Consider the following 15,754-nt stretch of genomic DNA (forward strand, 5'->3'; position numbering starts at 1 on the left):
ACCCCGACCCGAACCCCTGACCGAACGACCACCGCCCGGACGCGTGTCGCCCGGGGACCACCGCCGGGACGTGCGCCGGCCGGACGTTGCGCCGACCGGGCGACGTGCGCGGATCGGACGGGGGCGGGTGGAAAGTGGTTGACCGGAAAGCGCGGTGGACTGGTCAATATCGGCGGTGTCCAAGATCTTCGGCACGCGGTCGGCTACCGTCGGCGGAGTGACAGACGTCGCGACCGCCAGGCGAAGCACCGCCGCGAACCGGCGCGCCACCGCGTTCCGGGGAGCTGAGCGCGGGGCCGGGACAGGCCCGGCCGGACGGCGTCCGCAAACCCCGCATCATTGCTCTCGATGTGCGATTACCCGCAATGTGCAATCATGTCGGCACCCCAGCCGCCTGTTTACTTCCGCTAAGTGAGTCCACATGCCGGGTCCAGGCAACGTCGGAGAACGTGTCCGCAACCTGCGGCTGACCAGACGCTTGTCGCAGGCACAGCTCGCCGGTCACGACCTCTCCGACAGCTATATCTCTCTGATCGAGTCGGGCAAGCGCACGCCGACGCCGACCGTCCTGCGGATGCTGGCCGAGCGCCTCGGCTGCACGCCGGAATACCTCGCCGAGGGCGTCGAGCCGGAGCAGCGCGCGCACCTGGAGGTGCGGGAGCGGCACGCCCACCTCGCGCTGCTGCGCGGGGACGCCGCCACCGCCGAGGCCGGGTTCGACGAGGTGATCGCGCGCAGCGACGACCCCGACCTGACGTCCCGCGCCCGCTGGGGCCGCGCCCGCGCCCTGGAGGAGCTGGGCCGGACGGACGCCGCCATCGCGCTCTTCGAGGAGCTGCGCGAGCAGGCCGAGCGCGACCCCGGCCGGGCGAGCTGGCTGCCGCCGGTGATCGCGCTGGCCAGGTGCTACCACACCGTCGGCGACCTCGGGCAGGCGATCGCGCTCGGTGAGCGCGCCGTCGCCCGGCTGGAGCAGCTCGGGCTCGGCGCCGGCCACGAGTTCACCGAGGCCGGGCGGATCCTGCTCCTGGCCTACGTGGATCGCTCCGACCCCACGCGCGCGCACGAGCTCGGACGCCGCCTCCTCAACCCGGAGCAGTCCGAGGACGAGCCGGTGAGCGTCCACTACCAGCGGGCGAGCATGCGCGCACTGGACGAGGGGACCATCGGCGATTCCCTGTACTTCGCCGACCAGGCCTTGGCGGCACGCACCGACGCCACCCCCGTGCAGAGCCGCGCCCGTCTCGCCCTTGCCGGCGCCAAGGCGCTGCTCAGGGGCGTCCTGCCGTTCTCGGCCATCGTGGCGCCGGGTGCGATGCCGTCCAGTGAGTTCGGCGTCGAACGTCCGCGGCCGGAGGGCACGCGTGAGGCCGCGCAAGAGGCGCTGGAGCTTCTCCAAGGGACGACGGACCTCAAGGGTGAAGAGTCCACCGAGAGCACCATCACCAAGGCGCGTGCGCTGGTCCTCACCGGTGAACTGGACGATGCGATCGCCACGCTGGAACGTTTCCTCGACACCGGGCTGGCGTTGGGTCCGCCGACGAGCAACCACACTGTGACGCCGCAGCCCGGCAGCGACCTCGCCGTGCGCACGCAGAAGACCATCCTGGCCCGGCTCGTCCTCGCGCGCGCACGCGTGGCCGAGGGCGACCGCACGGCCGCCCAGGTCGTCCTGCACGCGGCGTCCGATCAGCTCGCGGCGCTGGCACCGGGCCGTCCGGCGGCACACCTGTTCAGGGAACTGGGCGAACTGTACGAACTCGTCCAGGACCCCGAGAGCGCCGCCGCCGCGTACCGCCAAGCCCTCCAGGCCGCCGGTCTGTCCGCGTCCCAGATCACGTCCTCACCTCCCGGTGCGAGGACGCCTTCCCTCCACGGCCCCCACGACGACCCGAGCCGCTGACCACCCGCATCCCACGACAGTCGGGTGACGCCTGGGGCTGGACGGCCTCCGACAGCGACACGTGCGTCGCCCCCTCGTCGCCGATCGAGGTGGGCACGTCGTACATCGCTGGCCGACGCGGTCTCCAGGACCACGCGGGAAGCGATGTGATCGATATCCCCTGAGACGGGAACAAAGCCGACCCGATCTTGCTTTACCCTTAAACGTAGGATGACTGGTTGATCGGAGGTTGTTGGATGACGTTGCGCACGGCTCGGCGGTCGTCGCTCGTCGACCAGGTGATCGGCCAGCTCAGGGACGAGATCGTCGGGGGAAGCTGGGCGGTCGGCGCGAAGATCCCGCCGGAGCCGGTGCTGGCGGAGACGCTCGGGGTCGGGCGCAACACCGTCCGCGAGGCGGTCCGCGCGCTCACCCATGCGGGGCTCCTGGAGAGCCGGCAGGGCGACGGGACGTACGTCCGCGCGACGAGCGAGCTGTCCGGGGCCGTCCGGCGGCGCCTGGAAACGGCGGAACTGGTCGAGATCCTGGAGGTCCGGCGCGGGTTCGAGGTGGAGGCGGCGCGGCTCGCCGCGACCCGCCGCACCGAAGCCGACATCGCCGCCATCGCGGTCGCTTTGGCCCGCCGCGACGCCGCCTGGGCGGCCGGTGAGCACGCCACGTTCGTCGAAGCGGACCTCGCCTTCCATACGGCCGTGGTCGAAGCCACCCACAACCGCGTTCTCACGGACCTGTACCGCGACTTCAGCGCCGCGCTGCGGGCCAGCATCGGCGCCGCCGGCGTCCTGCTGGAGCACGCGGACGTCCCGCACGGCCCCATCGCCGCGGCCGTCGAGGCGGGCGACGCCGACGCCGCGACCCAGGCCACCCACGCGTGCCTCGACCAGATCCTCGCCTCCACCGCCGCGCCCGCCCGCGAGCCGACACCCGAGACCCAGCACGATTCCTGACCGACCCGCCCCCCGACGAGACGCCGAACTGGCGAGGCGACCCGAAGCGATGAGCCAGCTGAACCGGCGAGGCGGCGGGGGCGGCCGAGATGGCCGCAGCACCGCCGGCCGAACTGACAAGACGGCCGAACTGACGAGACGGCCGAAGCGACGGGGCAGCCGAACGGGCAGGGGTGGCCGAACCGACGGGACGGCTGAACCGGCGGGGCGGCTGAACCGGCGAGGTGGCCGAACCGGCGGGACGGCTGAACCGGCGGGGTGGCCGAACCGGCGGGACGGCTGAACCGGCGGGGCGGCCGAAGCGGCGAGCAGTTTGAACTGATGAGTAGCCCGGACCGATGGGACGGGCGGGACGATGTGATGGCGAGCAAGGTGAGATGAACAGTTCTGCGACGACTCCGGTTTCCCGTGGTGCGGCCGTGTGGTCGCTGGTCGGGCTGGTGCTGCTGACCGTCAACCTGCGGGCGGCGATCACCGGGATCGCCCCGGTGCTCGGCGAGCTGCGGGACGTCTTCGGGCTGTCCGGCGCCGAGGTCGGGGTCCTCACCACGCTGCCGGTGCTGTGCCTGGGCGCGTTCGCCGGCGTCGCGCCGGTCGTGGCGCGGCGGCTCGGCACCGAGACCGCGATCGCCGGGTCTCTCGTCATGATCACGGTGGGGATCGTGCTGCGCGTGGTGCAGTCCCCCGTGTCGCTGTTCGTTGGAACGGTCCTGGCGGGCGCGGGGATCGCGATGGGCAACGTCCTCATGCCGGCCGTGATCAAGCGCGCGTTCCCGTCCCGTGTGGGGTCGCTCACCGGCCTCGCGATGATGCTGATGGCGGCCAGCGGCGCCGTCGCGGCGGGGCTCGCGGTGCCGCTGGACGAGGCGGGCGGGTGGCGGCTCGCCCTCGCCGTCTGGGCCGTCCCGTCGCTGGTCGCCGTGCTGGTGTGGGGGCCGCTCGCCCTCCGCGGCCGGCGCGCGCCGGCCGAGCCCGTGGCGGCCCCGCGCGGTGAGGGTTCGCTGCTGCGCTCCCCGACCGCCTGGTACGTCGCCGTCTTCATGGGGCTGACGTCGCTGATGTTCTACGTCCTGATGTCGTGGCTGCCGGAGATCATGCAGGACGCCGGATACGCGCCCGCCGCCGCCGGGATGATGGTCTCCGCGATGATGATCGTCGGCATTCCGCTGGGCTTCGTCGTCCCGGTGTTCGCCGCGCGGCTGCGCGACCAGCGTCCAGTGATCGTCGCCGTCGCCGTCACCATGGTGGTGGGCCTCGTCGGGCTGCTGCTCGTCCCGTCGGCCGGGTGGGCGTGGGTCCTGATCCTCGGTGTCGGCACGGGCAGCGCGTTCCCGCTGGCGTACACGCTGCTCAGCCTGCGGTCGCCGAGCCCGTCAGTGGCGGCGGGGCTGTCCGGGATGGCGCAGACGGGCGGTTACCTTCTTGCCGCCGCCGGCCCGCTGGCGGTCGGCGTGCTGCACGATGCCACCGGTGGCTGGAACGTTCCCATCGTGCTGCTGCTCGCGCTGGTCGTGCCCGAGATCGTCTTCGGGCTGCTGGCGGCGCGTCCCGGCTTCGTCCGGCCGGCGCGTCCGGCGACCCGCACGGCAGTGGCCGCCCTGGAGCCCGCCCGGACGCGCTGATCAGGTCAGGTCGACGGCGTCCAGGTCCAGGACGCGCGCGTGCAGGACGAGCCGCTGGTGCAGCGCGGCCCGGAGCGCCCGGTGCAGGCCGTCCTCCAGGTAGAGCTCGCCGTGCCACTGGACGACGTGCGGGAACAGGTCGCCGTAGAACGTGGAGTCCTTCGACAGCAGGGACTGCAGGTCCATCTCGCGTTTGGTGCTGACGAGCTGGTCGAGGCGTACCTGGCGAGGCGGGATCTTGGCCCAGTCCCGGGACGAGAGCCCGTGGTCCGGATAGGGCCTTCCGTCACCGACCGCCTTGAAGATCACGCTCCGAGTCTACGGCGTCGCCTTCCAGCGGGAGAAGGCAACGCAACAACACGTGTCACTTGAGTTGCCTCAGTCGGTAAACCAGTTACCGCGCAGTTCAGGCCGTCCGTCATTAAGTTCCGGGCGTACCGTTGGGCCATGACGGGTGCGCGTCCTTCCGGAGTACGGCTCGCTGAGCTGGTGGGCGCGCTCTCCCTGGCCGTCGACCTGGGCCTAGGGCAGCCCATGGAGCACGTCGCACGCTCTTGTCTGCTCGCCTGCCGCCTGGGGTCGCGCATAGGGCTGGACGAAGCGGACCGTGCCGCGCTCTACTACACGGCCCTCCTCGGCTGGGTCGGATGCATCGCCGACAGCCACGAAGCCTCGAAATGGTTCGGGGACGACATCGACTACCGTGCCGGCGTCTTCGACGTGGACACCAAGCCGCTGCCCTTCCTCGGCTACCTCGTCCGCCGCGCCGGGACGGATGCACCACCCGTGCAACGGGTCGGCGCCAAGGCCGTCGTCGCGGTGACCGGAGCCCATGCCCTGCGCGAAACCCTGCGCTCCCACTGCCAGGTCACCGCCGCCATCGCCGGCCGCCTCGGTCTCGGACCGGACGTCCGCGACCCGCTCGGGCAGATCTTCGCGCGCTGGGACGGCAAGGGCCTGCCCGCGGGCCTGGCCGGCGACCGGATCGCGATCGCCGTCCGGCTGTGGCACGTCGCGGACGTCACCGAGGTCCACCACCGGCACGGCGGCCCGGACGCCGCCCGCAAGGTCGCCGCCGACCGGCGCGGCGGCCACTTCGACCCCGCGATCGCCGACGAGTTCCTCTCCTGCGCGCCGGATCTCTTCGCCGGGCTGCCCGAGGGATCGAGCTGGGACGACCTGATCGCCGCGGAACCGGCCCTGCGCCCGTCGCTGTCCGAGGACGAGCTGGACCGGGCCCTCGAAGTCCTCGCCGACTACGCCGACCTCAAGGCGCCCCACCTGCGCGGACATTCACGGGGCGTGAGCGCGCTCGCCGCCGCCGCGGCCGCCCGGCTCGGCGTCGACACCAGCCTCGTCCGGCGCGCGGCCCTGGTTCATGACCTGGGACGGATTGGCATCCCGACCACGATCTGGGAGAAAGCCGGCCCATTGACCGCGGCCGAGCGGGAACGGGTGCGGCTCTGCCCGCACTACACCGACCGGATGCTGGCCCGGCCGCCCGCGCTCGCCTCGATCGGCACCGTCGCCGCGCTGGCGTACGAGCGGCTGGACGGCTCGGGCCATCACCGGGGCCTGCCGGCCGCCGCGATCCCCATGCCCGCCCGGGTCCTCGCGGCGGCCGACTGCTACCAGGCGATGACCGAAGCCCGTCCGCACCGTGCCGCGCTGACGGCGTCCGCCGCCGCGAAGGAGTTGCGTGCCGAGGCGTCCGCCGGGCGGCTGGACGCGTCCGCCGTCGATGCCGTCCTCGCCTGCGCCGGCCATCGTCCGTCCCGCCGTCCGGCCGGACCGGCGGGGCTGACGCCGCGCGAGACCGATGTGCTGGCGCTGCTCGCCCGTGGTTCGTCCAACCGGCAGATCGCCCGTCGGCTCGGCATCACCCCCAAGACGGCCGGAAACCACATCGAGCACATCTACGCCAAAACGGGTGTCTCGACCCGGGCCGCCGCGACCCTGTTCGCGATGGAGCACGGGCTGCTGGACCATGGGGCGAACACCTCATGACCCGGGCCCCGGGCCGGCCGCACGCTGGGTGATGTCCGCGAGGGACGCGGACACCGACCCAGGAGGGCACCATGCCGAAGTACGTGATCGAGCGGACCGTCCCGTCCGCCGGGCAGCTGAGCGCGGACGACCTGCGGGAACTCGCGGCCAAGTCCAACGCCGTCCTGGACGGCATGGTCGGCGGCATCCAGTGGGTGCACAGCTACGTGGCCGAGGACCGGCTGTTCTGCGTCTACAACGCCGAGAACGCGGACCTGATCCGCGACCACGCCACCCGCGGCGGCTTCCCCTGCGACAACATCCGCCAGGTCAGCGCCATCATCGACCCCGTGACCGCCGAGCAGTGACACCCTGATGGCCCGGCGTGCCGGACCTATAACACGTGAGGGACGCCGGCAAGCGTCCCTCACGTGCAGCGTCAGGAGCCCGATCACCGCGCCGGCCAGTGCTCTGTCGAGGACGCACGAGGTGAGAACCGGGGCGTGGATGGACGCCACGCCTCCTCACGCTGGAAGGTGCCGAGGTTCGCGTGGAGTGCCCGGCCTGGTGACGGGAACGACGGTCAGCAGATCTTCCAGCCCGCGGAAGTCCTGCGGGTTGGTGGTGTAGAGCGGCAGTCCCTCGGCGATCGCGACAGAGACGATCAACAGGCCGGCGATCCGGCGCCGCGGTTTGCGGCCCGCTGCGACCACCGCCGCGCACACACGCCCATAGATCCGAGCGGCCTCGACGTCGAACGGAATCGGATCGAACTCATTCTCCGCGCGCTGCAGTACATCCAACCGCCGCGCCCGTTCGGTGTGCAGGTCCCGTTGGGTGACCTCGGGTTGGGCGCTCATGCCCACCAGGATGGATCAGAGTGCCATGCCGTGTCACACGGTGGCACAAGTGACCGGTAGCCGGGGGATGCGAAAGGCCGGTGCCCGTGGTGGGCACCGGCCTCGGTGTGGCGGAGGATGCGAGATTCGAACTCGCGAGGGCGTGAACCCAACACGCTTTCCAAGCGTGCGCCCTAGGCCACTAGGCGAATCCTCCACGGGGAAGCCTACCGGGTCCCGGGCAGTGATCTGACATCAATTACGGCGGAGACCGGGATCGGTCCGTAGACGTGAGGGAAGAGCTCGTCACCGGCGGGTTCGTAGCGGACCGGGGCGTCCAGCCGGGACACGTCGATGCTCAGCAGGACCAGGTCTTCTCGCTGGACGCCGGTGTAGAAGCGGGCCAGGACGCCGTCCACTTGGGCCATGTCGGACGAGCAGTGGATGAAGCCCTCCTCGTCCAGCGTCCGGCCCAGCGTGGACATGGTGTACGACACACCGGCGGCGCGGGCGGATTCCCAGTGGGTTCGTTCGGCGATGTGCAGGATCGGGGCGGCCATGAGGCGGAGACTACGCGGGAAGCGTGGCAATCCAGGGCCGGGGATGACATAGACTCAGGGGCAGACCCCTCGCATGGCGTCACCCTGTGAACCTCCCCAGGGCCGGAAGGCAGCAAGGATAAACAGGCTCTGGCGGGTGTGCGGGGGGTCCCTTCGTTTAAGGGACTGTGTGCTTCTGACGCTCTGCTTCTCCAGGAGGGCGGACCCCCGATGAGTCTGGCGCTGTACCGCAAGTACCGGCCGGCGACGTTCGCCGAGCTGAAGGGGCAGGAGCACGTCGCCGAGCCGCTGCAGCAGGCGCTGCGCAACGGCCGGATCAACCACGCGTACCTGTTCAGCGGCCCGCGCGGCTGCGGCAAGACGTCCAGCGCGCGGATCCTCGCCCGGTCGCTGAACTGTGAGAAGGGGCCGACCCCCGACCCGTGCGGCGAATGCGACTCGTGCGTCGCGCTCGGCCCGTCCGGGACGGGGCACATCGATGTGATCGAGATCGACGCCGCGTCCCACGGCGGCGTCGACGACGCCCGCGACCTGCGGGAACGCGCCTTCTTCGCGCCGGTCTCGGCGCGCTTCAAGGTGTACATCATTGACGAGGCGCACATGGTGACCCGCGAGGGCTTCAACGCGCTGCTGAAGCTCGTCGAGGAGCCGCCGCCGCACTTGAAGTTCGTGTTCGCGACCACCGAGCCGGAGAAGGTCATCGGGACGATCCGCTCCCGGACCCACCACTACCCGTTCCGGCTCATCCCGCCGGGAGTGCTGCAGGACCTCGTCGAGGAGATCCTGCGGGCCGAGGACGTCCCCTATGAGACGTCCGCGCTGCCGCTCGCGGTGCGGGCCGGCGCCGGCTCCGCCCGCGACACGCTCTCGATCCTGGACCAGCTGCTCGCCGGGTCGGACGAGAAGGGCATCACCTACGCGCGGGCCGTCTCGCTGCTCGGCTACACCGACTCCGCGCTGCTGGACGAGGTCATCGCGGCCTTCGCGGCCCGCGACGGCGCCGCCGTCTTCGCCTCGATCGACCGGGTGGTCGAAAGCGGCCAGGACCCGCGCCGGTTCACCGCCGACCTGCTGGAACGCGTCCGGGACCTGGTGATCCTGTCGAACGTCCCCGAGGCGGGCGGCACGGGGCTCCTGAACGTCCCGCCGGACGAACTGGAGGCGATGCGGCGCCAGGCGCCCTCGATGGGGCCCGGAGAGCTGACCCGCGCCGCCGACCTGCTGCACACCGGCCTGACCGAGATGCGCGGCGCCACGTCCCCGCGACTGCTCCTGGAACTGATCTGCGCCCGCATCCTCCTCCCAGCGGCCTACGAGGACGAGGCCTCGATGTTCGCCCGCCTCGACGCCCTGGAACGCCGAGCCTCCCAGGGCGGCGGAGCCGGCATGACGCAAGCCTTCGCGACCGTCCCCCCACCCGCAACGCCTGGGCAGGGATCGCCTGGACAGGGAGCCGGGGGACAAGGGCGCGGTGCCGCTGCTCAAATGCGCGGAGACCACACCCCGCCCTCCCAGGGGGGCGACCCCACTTCCAGTGTCAACCCGCGCCCCTCCACTACACCGCCAGAACACGGTTCTGTGGATAACCCGGCCACCCCGTCCACCGGCTCATCTGGGAGCGTGCACGGCTCACCCCGCGCCGGTTCGCCAGGAAGCGCGCAGGTCTCACCGTCCGCCGGATCGCCAGGGAGCGCGCACGGCTCACCCCGTGGCGGTTCGTCCGGAAGTGCGCCGGGCGGTCCCGCTGCAGCCGCGCCTGCCCCGCCGCAGCCATCGGCCGCCGGGGGGACGGACTTCGGGACTATTCAGCGGCTTTGGCCGGACGTTGTTGAGGCGGTCAAGCAGAAGAGCCGCGCGACCTGGATGGTCATCATGTCCGGGGTTCAGCCCGTGTCGCTGGACGGGAAGGTCCTGACCCTGGGCTTTGACGCGGAGGGACGCCGCCTGGGCTTTGTCAACGGCGGCCGTGACACGGTCCTTCGCGAGGTCTTCAAGGAGCGGATGGGCGTCGACTGGCGCATCGAGACCGTCGTAGGCGGCGGCGGAGGTGGCGGCGGATCCGGTGGCGGACGCGGGCCCGGAGGCGGGGGCCGGCCGGGCGCCGGGAACGGACCCAACGGCGGGTTCGGGTCCGCGCAGTCCGCCGGCTTCGGATCCGGCGGCGGGCCCGCGTCCAGCGGGTTCGGCAGTGCACCGGAGGCGCAGGCGCCGCAGCCCGCCGCCCAGGCGTCCAGGCCGAACACGAACCCCGTCCCCCGCCCGGCGAACGGCGAGGCGCCACGGCAGGCGGACCCGGGGCCGATGCCTCCGCCGCCGGACGACCCTCCGCCGCCCCCCGAGCCGGCACCCGTGGACGAGAGCGACGAGGTCGACCCCGAAGGCGACGCGGACGCCGACGGCAACGAGGCCGAGATGAACGGCATGGCGCTCATCCAGCGCGAACTCGGCGGCCAGGTCATCCGCGAGATCGACACCTCCCAGGCCTAGGGGACCCCCGGTGCGGCCGGGTCAGAGGTGACGGATCGGCTTGGCCGGGTTGCCTGCGGCCACTACGTTCGGGGGGATGTCCTTCGTGACGACGGCGCCGGCGCCGATGACGGTGTTCGTGCCGATGGTGACGCCGGGGCAGACGATGACGCCGCCGCCGAGCCACACGTTGTCCTCGATCGTGATCGGTTCGGCGGCCTCCAGCTTCGCGCGGCGTTGCGAAGGGTCGAGAGGGTGTGTCGGTGTGAGCAACTGCACCTGTGGGCTGATCTGCACGTCGTCGCCGATCGTGATGGGTGCGACGTCCAGCGCGGTGAGGCCGTAGTTGGCGAACGTGCCCGAACCGACGGTGATGTAGGAGCCGTAGTCGACGTACAGCGGCGGACGTATATGGGCGTCCGGGGCGATCGATCCGAGCAGTTCCTCCAGGAGGGGGCGGGCGGCGTCCGGGTCGGTGGCGTACACCTCGCCGTACCGGTGGGCCAGGGCGATGGCGCGCTTGGAGGCGGCCTCCAGGTCCGGGTCGTCGGCGATGTACAGGTCACCGGCGAGCATCCGTTCGCGGTTGGTGCGGGGGTCCCCGGCGAAGAAGTCGGTCATCGCACCCGGACCTACCCAGGAAACCGGTGCGGACGCGGACGGCCGGGGTTGTTTGACTCGGGGCGGGCGCGGGACCACACTCGCCAAGATCGTGACGGGCGTACTTACCGCATCATGGCGCGAACCCGTAGTCTCGGGGGACGGACGTCCGGTGGCTGGCGGAGCGCCAGTGAGCAGGCCCTCGGGGGCCGGAAGAGGGAGTGCACCGTGGAACCCGGTGGTCAGTTGAACATGCAGGAGCTGCTGCAGCAGGCGCAGGCCATGCAGGAGCAGCTCTTCAACGCGCAGCGCGAGCTCGCGGAGGCCGAGGTGAAGGGCACCGCCGGCGGCGGGCTCGTCACCGCGACGGTCAACGGGCAGGGCGAGGTCGTCGGCCTGTCGATCGACCCGAAGGCCATCGACGCCGACGACCCGGCCGACACGGCGGAGACCATCGCCGACCTCGTCCTGGCCGCGATCCGGGACGCCGCCCGCGAGGCGCAGGAGCTGCAGCAGGAGAAGATGGGTCCGCTCGCCCAGGGGCTCGGCGGCGGCATCCCGGGCGCCGGCGGCGAAGGCGGCGGGCTGCCCGGCGGCTTCCCCGGCCTCGGCGGCGGCCCGGGCGCCTGACCCCGGACGAACAAGGAAAGGAGGGGTCCGTTGTACGAAGGGGTGGTCCAGAACCTCATCGACGAGCTGGGCAGGCTGCCCGGCGTCGGCCCCAAGAGCGCGCAGCGGATCGCCTTTCACCTGCTCGCCGCCGACCCTGCCGACGTCGAACGGCTCGGGAAGGCGCTCAAGGAGGTCAAGGACAAGGTCCGCTTCTGCAAGACGTGCGGGAACGTCGCCGAAGAAGAGGAATGCCGGATCTGCCGGGACGCCCGCCGCGACCCGCACATCATCTGCGTCGTGGAGGAGTCCAAGGACGTCGTCGCGATCGAGAAGACCCGCGAATTCCGCGGCACCTACCACGTCCTCGGCGGCGCGATCAGCCCGATCGAGGGCGTCGGCCCGGACGACCTGCGCATCCGCGAGCTGATGCAGCGGCTCGCGGACGGGACGGTCACCGAGCTGATCCTCGCCACCGACCCCAACCTGGAGGGCGAGGCCACCGCGACGTACCTCGCCCGGCTCGTCAAGCCCATGGGCCTCACCGTCACCCGTCTGGCCAGCGGCCTGCCGGTGGGTGGCGACCTCGAGTACGCCGACGAGGTGACGCTTGGCCGCGCATTCGAAGGACGGAGGCTGCTCGATGTCTGACACCAACAGCCCGCAGGACTGGAACGCCCTCGCCGAGCGCGTGGCGTGCCACGTCGACAACTACCTGAACGGACTGGAGGCGGTCGCCCGCGGCGACGGCGGTACGCACACGATCCCGCTGCTCCTCCTCGAAGTGTCGCAGGTCATCCTGGCCGGTGCGCAGCTCGGCGCCAGCGCCGACGTCATCCTGCCCGACAACTGGGAGCCGGAGGTCGGCGACGACCCCGACCTCGACGCCATCCGGCAGGGCCTGTCCGAACGCCTCATCGCGCTGGACGAGTACGTCGAGGTATTCGACCCGTACAAGGACACCGAGCCCACGTCCTACCGCCTGTCGGACGACCTGGTCGACGTCGCCAGCGACCTCGTCCACGGCCTCCGGCACTACAACCAGGACCGCCCCCTGGAAGCGCTCTGGTGGTGGCAGTACTCCTACTTCAACCACTGGGGCAACCACGCCGGCGCCGCCCTGCGAGCCCTGCACGCCTTCGTCGCGAACGCCCGCCTGGACGTCACCACCGAGGTCGCCGCAGCTCAGTAGCGGTATGCGCGACTGCCGAGCGGGCCGGAGCGAGGCACCGGAGACGGCCGCCGCGGCCTGCTCGGCGCGCCTCCGTGCGCCCGTCGAGGACGCTCCGTTCCGTGCATGTTCCGTGATCTTCATCAGACACCTCCTACGGCGACGGCACGCGGCCGGAACATGCGCCGGTCCATCGCCTGACGAGCCCGCTCGTGCGAGCTGGGCAGCATGTGCGCGTAGTACTTCAGCGTCGTGGCCGCGTCCGCGTGTCCGAGGTAATCGGCCAGCTCCTTGATCGACACACCGTCCGCCAGCATCACGCTCGCGTAGTAGTGCCTGAGCCCGTGCATCCCCTCGTCGCGGCCCACCTCGTACTTCGGGCAGCCCCACCGGTCTCTCGTCGGCGCGGGGATGATGCCGGCCCTCACAAGCGCGGGTTTCCAGACGAGCTTCTCGAACAGGTTTGCTCGGATGTGCCGGTCGTCCGTCCACCGGAACAGCAGATTGTGAGTCCGCAGCTTGCCGTCTGGCCGCTCCCACGGCAGCGAGCAGGCCAGCGGCTCGTAGTCGTCCTTGTGGACGCGGATCGCCTGTGCGGCCCAGCTCGGCAGCGGGGCCGTACGCTCGCGGTCGTTCTTCGGCAGCGCGAAGACGTAGTTCCGGCCTATCCGCTTGATCTGCCGCCGCACCCGGATGACCTCCTCCTCGAAGTCGATGTCTTCGAGGGCCAGGCCGAACAGCTCGCCGCGCCTCATGCCGCATGCCGCGCCGACGAGGGGCAGCGCGCGGAACAGCGCGGGGTGGCCGCTGATGATCTCGTGTACCTGATCGTCGCTCCACGCCTGGACTTCGCGGCTCGGCGACTTGGGCGGCTGGATGATCGCCGACTTGGCGGCGTTGACCTTCACCTCGCCGTCGGCGGCGGCGAGGTCGAGGATGCTGCGCAGGATGAACAGCGCGATCCGGACCGTTCCGGGCGCCTGGACGTCGGCGAGCTTGCCGACCCACGCCTGAACCTGCGACGGCCTGATGCCCTTCACCTGACGGCGGCCGAACGCAGGTTCGATGTGCAGGCGGTAGGTCGACTCGTACCGTGCGAGCGTCGCCGGGTCGACCACGCGGGACGCGAGCCAGCGCTTGCCGAGGTCGCCGAAGACGACCTTGCCGGCGCGCGGGTCGAAGTAGTCGCCCCGCTCGCGGTCGGTCTCCATGGCGCGCCAGTGGCGATCGGCCGCCGCCTGTGTGGTGAACGCCTGGGACTTCTCGGCGTTGTCAGGGTCGCGCCAGTTGGCGAGCCAGCGCTTGCCCTTGCCGTGCCGGGCGGTCTTCTCCTTGACCGTCTTGCCCCGGTCGTCCTTGACGGCCTTGCCGTCCGGGCCCTTGACCGGCCGGAACCACAGATCCTTGGTGTATCCCATCAGCGCTCGCCCGCCTTGCCGCGCAGGGCCTCGCCGAGGAACCCGGCGTCACGGGCTCGGCGCACGTAGAGACGGGCCGTACGCTCGGCTACGCCGAACTCGGCGCGCACCGCTTCCGTGGGGCTGTCATCGATGCTCTGCCGATAGATCTCGGCGACCCGGCGTAGTACGTCATCGGTCACCTTTCGCTTGCCCTGCCGCCGCGCGCCACGTACGGCTGAGACGGCATCGCGTCGCGACTCCTCGACGAATGGACGGCTGACGAGCACCTCGCCGCCGTGGTCGTCGGTCTGGATCCTGACGGCGACTTGCGCCAGCACGCTTTCCAGCACGTCTTCTACGGCGATCGAGCGAAGATCGGTAGCTCGCACCTCGCGTCGGCCCTTGATGGCTGAAGTGATCACGCCACGGCACTGCGGTACGCCGTCGATCACCGCGAAGTGAATCTCGACGAGCGGCTCGTCGATCCCCTTGCGCGGCTGGAACGTCACTACGAACTCGGCCGGTGCTTCCCATCCGTCTCCGATCTCCACCCACGTACCGGTCTCCCGGCGCTTATGGAAGATCTCGGATCGGCTGACGCCGAAGTGACGAACGATCTTGAGGTCCGGTTCGAACTCCATGCCTGCCTCCTGGCGGCAACCTAGATGTAGGTAACTTGCCTAGTAAGTTGAGCATGCAAGTTGCAACGCTGTCAACGGTGCCGCACGCATTCGGGTGTGGCCAACACAGCGAGGAGGCAGGCGTGGCGGAGGAGTACCGCACCACGCGAGAGGTCGCCGAGTACTTCCGGACGTCCGAGGAGACCGTCCGCTACTGGAAGCACATCGGCAAGATCAAGGGCATCCGGCCCGGTCGGCGGAACCTCTTCCCCATCTCGGAGATCGAGCGGCTGGAGCGCGAGGCGGCCAGCTCTGGGCCGGAGTCGGCCTGATCATGTCCACGGACGAGAGCGCCCCCGGGGACGAGGCCGGGGGCGCGGACGCTCGGGCGGGAGACCGGATCGTCGGTGCCCACGGTACCGCGCGGCTGGTTGGACTGTCCCGGCATGACCGGCGCCGCATCCTCGCCCGCCTCGCCGAGCTGGGCGAGATCGAGCGGACGATGCGGCAGCCCGGCACGCTGGCGGTGGCGCCATGAGCGGCGCGGACGAACTACTCACGGTCGCGGTCGCCGCCGCCGAACTCCTCGATGACCTGGACGGGCAGCGGCAGCGTGAAGGCGACGCGTTCGGCGAGGGCTACCGGCTCGGCTTCGGCACCGGGCAAGAGGTCGGATACCGGCAAGCCGAATGGGACATGCACCGCGCTTGGACGCCAGTCGCCGGGAGTGTCCGCCAGCTCGGCTGGTCGCTCCCCCATGACGAGCTGGAGGCGCGCCGCTACCCCGGCTACACCCGCGAGCGGCTCGCCGAGCTGCGGGCGCGGGCCCGCCGCCGGTTCGGTCTGCCCGCCTCGCGGGAGGCCGCGTGACCGTGCTCGACGAGACCCGGTATTGCCAGGTGTGCGGGAGCATGTTCAACCATCCCGTGCACGGACCGGACGCGACGGGTTCGGATGCGCACCCGTTCCAATCGCCCGATTCTCACACCGCCGCCCCGGAAACCGGATGGGCCGTGACCAGGGATTCTCAC

The 15,754-nt window shown here is 71.1% G+C and carries 18 protein-coding genes, 1 tRNA gene and 1 other RNA gene; 13 read left to right on the forward strand and 7 right to left on the reverse strand.

The genetic code is table 11. The features are described from left to right. Positions 1–421: 421 nt before the first annotated feature. The 3 genes from HUX53_RS13295 (at position 422) to HUX53_RS13305 (ending at position 4,472) form a co-directional block, all read left to right on the forward strand. A complete protein-coding gene (locus HUX53_RS13295) occupies positions 422–1,903 on the forward strand; it encodes a helix-turn-helix transcriptional regulator (protein WP_176403489.1) in 1,482 nt (493 codons plus the stop codon). Positions 1,904–2,139: 236 nt separating this feature from the next. After that, positions 2,140–2,850, forward strand: a complete 711-nt coding sequence (locus HUX53_RS13300; RefSeq protein WP_176403490.1) for a FadR/GntR family transcriptional regulator — start codon at positions 2,140–2,142, stop codon at positions 2,848–2,850. Positions 2,851–3,227: 377 nt separating this feature from the next. Then, positions 3,228–4,472: an MFS transporter gene (locus HUX53_RS13305; RefSeq protein WP_176403491.1), complete on the forward strand. Its 1,245-nt coding sequence runs from the start codon at positions 3,228–3,230 to the stop codon at positions 4,470–4,472. On the opposite strand, the gene HUX53_RS13310 is transcribed toward HUX53_RS13305, so the two are convergent. Then, positions 4,473–4,781, reverse strand: a complete 309-nt coding sequence (locus HUX53_RS13310) for a type II toxin-antitoxin system VapB family antitoxin (protein WP_176403492.1) — start codon at positions 4,779–4,781, stop codon at positions 4,473–4,475. Positions 4,782–4,919: 138 nt separating this feature from the next. On the opposite strand from HUX53_RS13310, the gene HUX53_RS13315 reads away from it, so the two are divergent. Together HUX53_RS13315 and HUX53_RS13320 are read left to right on the forward strand one after the other, a co-directional pair. Beyond that, positions 4,920–6,479, forward strand: coding sequence for an HD domain-containing phosphohydrolase (locus HUX53_RS13315; protein ID WP_176403493.1), 1,560 nt, complete (start codon positions 4,920–4,922; stop codon positions 6,477–6,479). A gap of 71 nt (positions 6,480–6,550) precedes the next feature. Then, on the forward strand, positions 6,551–6,826 hold the full coding sequence (locus HUX53_RS13320; RefSeq protein ID WP_176403494.1) for a DUF4242 domain-containing protein: 276 nt from the start codon (positions 6,551–6,553) through the stop codon (positions 6,824–6,826). A gap of 156 nt (positions 6,827–6,982) precedes the next feature. Here HUX53_RS13320 and HUX53_RS13325 read toward each other — a convergent pair whose 3' ends face one another. The 3 genes from HUX53_RS13325 to HUX53_RS13335 form a co-directional block, all read right to left on the reverse strand. Further along, positions 6,983–7,318: a hypothetical protein gene (locus HUX53_RS13325; RefSeq protein WP_217919396.1), complete on the reverse strand. Its 336-nt coding sequence runs from the start codon at positions 7,316–7,318 to the stop codon at positions 6,983–6,985. Positions 7,319–7,426: 108 nt separating this feature from the next. Next, positions 7,427–7,514 (reverse strand) — tRNA-Ser (locus HUX53_RS13330). Between the two features lie 10 nt (positions 7,515–7,524). Next, positions 7,525–7,857, reverse strand: coding sequence for a DUF952 domain-containing protein (locus HUX53_RS13335; protein WP_176403495.1), 333 nt, complete (start codon positions 7,855–7,857; stop codon positions 7,525–7,527). Positions 7,858–7,917: 60 nt separating this feature from the next. Between HUX53_RS13335 and ffs the strand changes: the two genes are divergently transcribed. Further along, positions 7,918–8,013: signal recognition particle sRNA small type (gene ffs, locus HUX53_RS13340), an RNA gene on the forward strand. Between the two features lie 54 nt (positions 8,014–8,067). Then, on the forward strand, positions 8,068–10,344 hold the full coding sequence (locus tag HUX53_RS13345; RefSeq protein ID WP_176403496.1) for a DNA polymerase III subunit gamma and tau: 2,277 nt from the start codon (positions 8,068–8,070) through the stop codon (positions 10,342–10,344). Between the two features lie 21 nt (positions 10,345–10,365). Here the strand turns inward: HUX53_RS13345 and HUX53_RS13350 are convergent, their stop codons facing one another. Continuing rightward, positions 10,366–10,944, reverse strand: coding sequence for a sugar O-acetyltransferase (locus tag HUX53_RS13350; RefSeq protein WP_176403497.1), 579 nt, complete (start codon positions 10,942–10,944; stop codon positions 10,366–10,368). Between the two features lie 207 nt (positions 10,945–11,151). On the opposite strand from HUX53_RS13350, the gene HUX53_RS13355 reads away from it, so the two are divergent. The 3 genes from HUX53_RS13355 to HUX53_RS13365 are packed head-to-tail and all read left to right on the forward strand — an operon-like array spanning position 11,152 to position 12,724. Continuing rightward, the gene (locus tag HUX53_RS13355; protein ID WP_309237196.1) at positions 11,152–11,553 is read left to right on the forward strand and encodes a YbaB/EbfC family nucleoid-associated protein; all 402 of its coding nucleotides are present in this window, start codon (positions 11,152–11,154) and stop codon (positions 11,551–11,553) included. Between the two features lie 30 nt (positions 11,554–11,583). Continuing rightward, positions 11,584–12,183: a recombination mediator RecR gene (gene recR, locus HUX53_RS13360; protein ID WP_067628314.1), complete on the forward strand. Its 600-nt coding sequence runs from the start codon at positions 11,584–11,586 to the stop codon at positions 12,181–12,183. Further along, positions 12,176–12,724, forward strand: a complete 549-nt coding sequence (locus HUX53_RS13365; RefSeq protein ID WP_176403499.1) for a DUF5063 domain-containing protein — start codon at positions 12,176–12,178, stop codon at positions 12,722–12,724. The genes recR and HUX53_RS13365 overlap by 8 nt, the downstream gene beginning before the upstream one ends. A gap of 122 nt (positions 12,725–12,846) precedes the next feature. On the opposite strand, the gene HUX53_RS13370 is transcribed toward HUX53_RS13365, so the two are convergent. Further along, positions 12,847–14,121: a site-specific integrase gene (locus HUX53_RS13370; RefSeq protein ID WP_176403500.1), complete on the reverse strand. Its 1,275-nt coding sequence runs from the start codon at positions 14,119–14,121 to the stop codon at positions 12,847–12,849. Beyond that, positions 14,121–14,744, reverse strand: a complete 624-nt coding sequence (locus tag HUX53_RS13375; protein WP_176403501.1) for a hypothetical protein — start codon at positions 14,742–14,744, stop codon at positions 14,121–14,123. Before HUX53_RS13375 ends, HUX53_RS13370 begins: the two co-directional genes overlap by 1 nt. Positions 14,745–14,866: 122 nt before the next feature. On the opposite strand from HUX53_RS13375, the gene HUX53_RS13380 reads away from it, so the two are divergent. The 3 genes from HUX53_RS13380 to HUX53_RS13390 are packed head-to-tail and all read left to right on the forward strand — an operon-like array spanning position 14,867 to position 15,593. Then, positions 14,867–15,055 carry a helix-turn-helix domain-containing protein gene (locus tag HUX53_RS13380; RefSeq protein ID WP_309237197.1) on the forward strand — a complete coding sequence of 63 codons (189 nt, stop codon included), beginning with the start codon at positions 14,867–14,869 and terminating at the stop codon, positions 15,053–15,055. Positions 15,056–15,057: 2 nt separating this feature from the next. Further along, on the forward strand, positions 15,058–15,261 hold the full coding sequence (locus HUX53_RS13385) for a hypothetical protein (RefSeq protein ID WP_176403503.1): 204 nt from the start codon (positions 15,058–15,060) through the stop codon (positions 15,259–15,261). Further along, complete coding sequence (locus tag HUX53_RS13390) at positions 15,258–15,593, forward strand: hypothetical protein (protein WP_176403504.1); 336 nt, start codon at positions 15,258–15,260, stop codon at positions 15,591–15,593. The genes HUX53_RS13385 and HUX53_RS13390 overlap by 4 nt, the downstream gene beginning before the upstream one ends. Positions 15,594–15,754 lie beyond the last annotated feature (161 nt).

The organism is Actinomadura sp. BRA 177, assembly GCF_013372625.1.
Classification (GTDB): domain Bacteria; phylum Actinomycetota; class Actinomycetes; order Streptosporangiales; family Streptosporangiaceae; genus Spirillospora.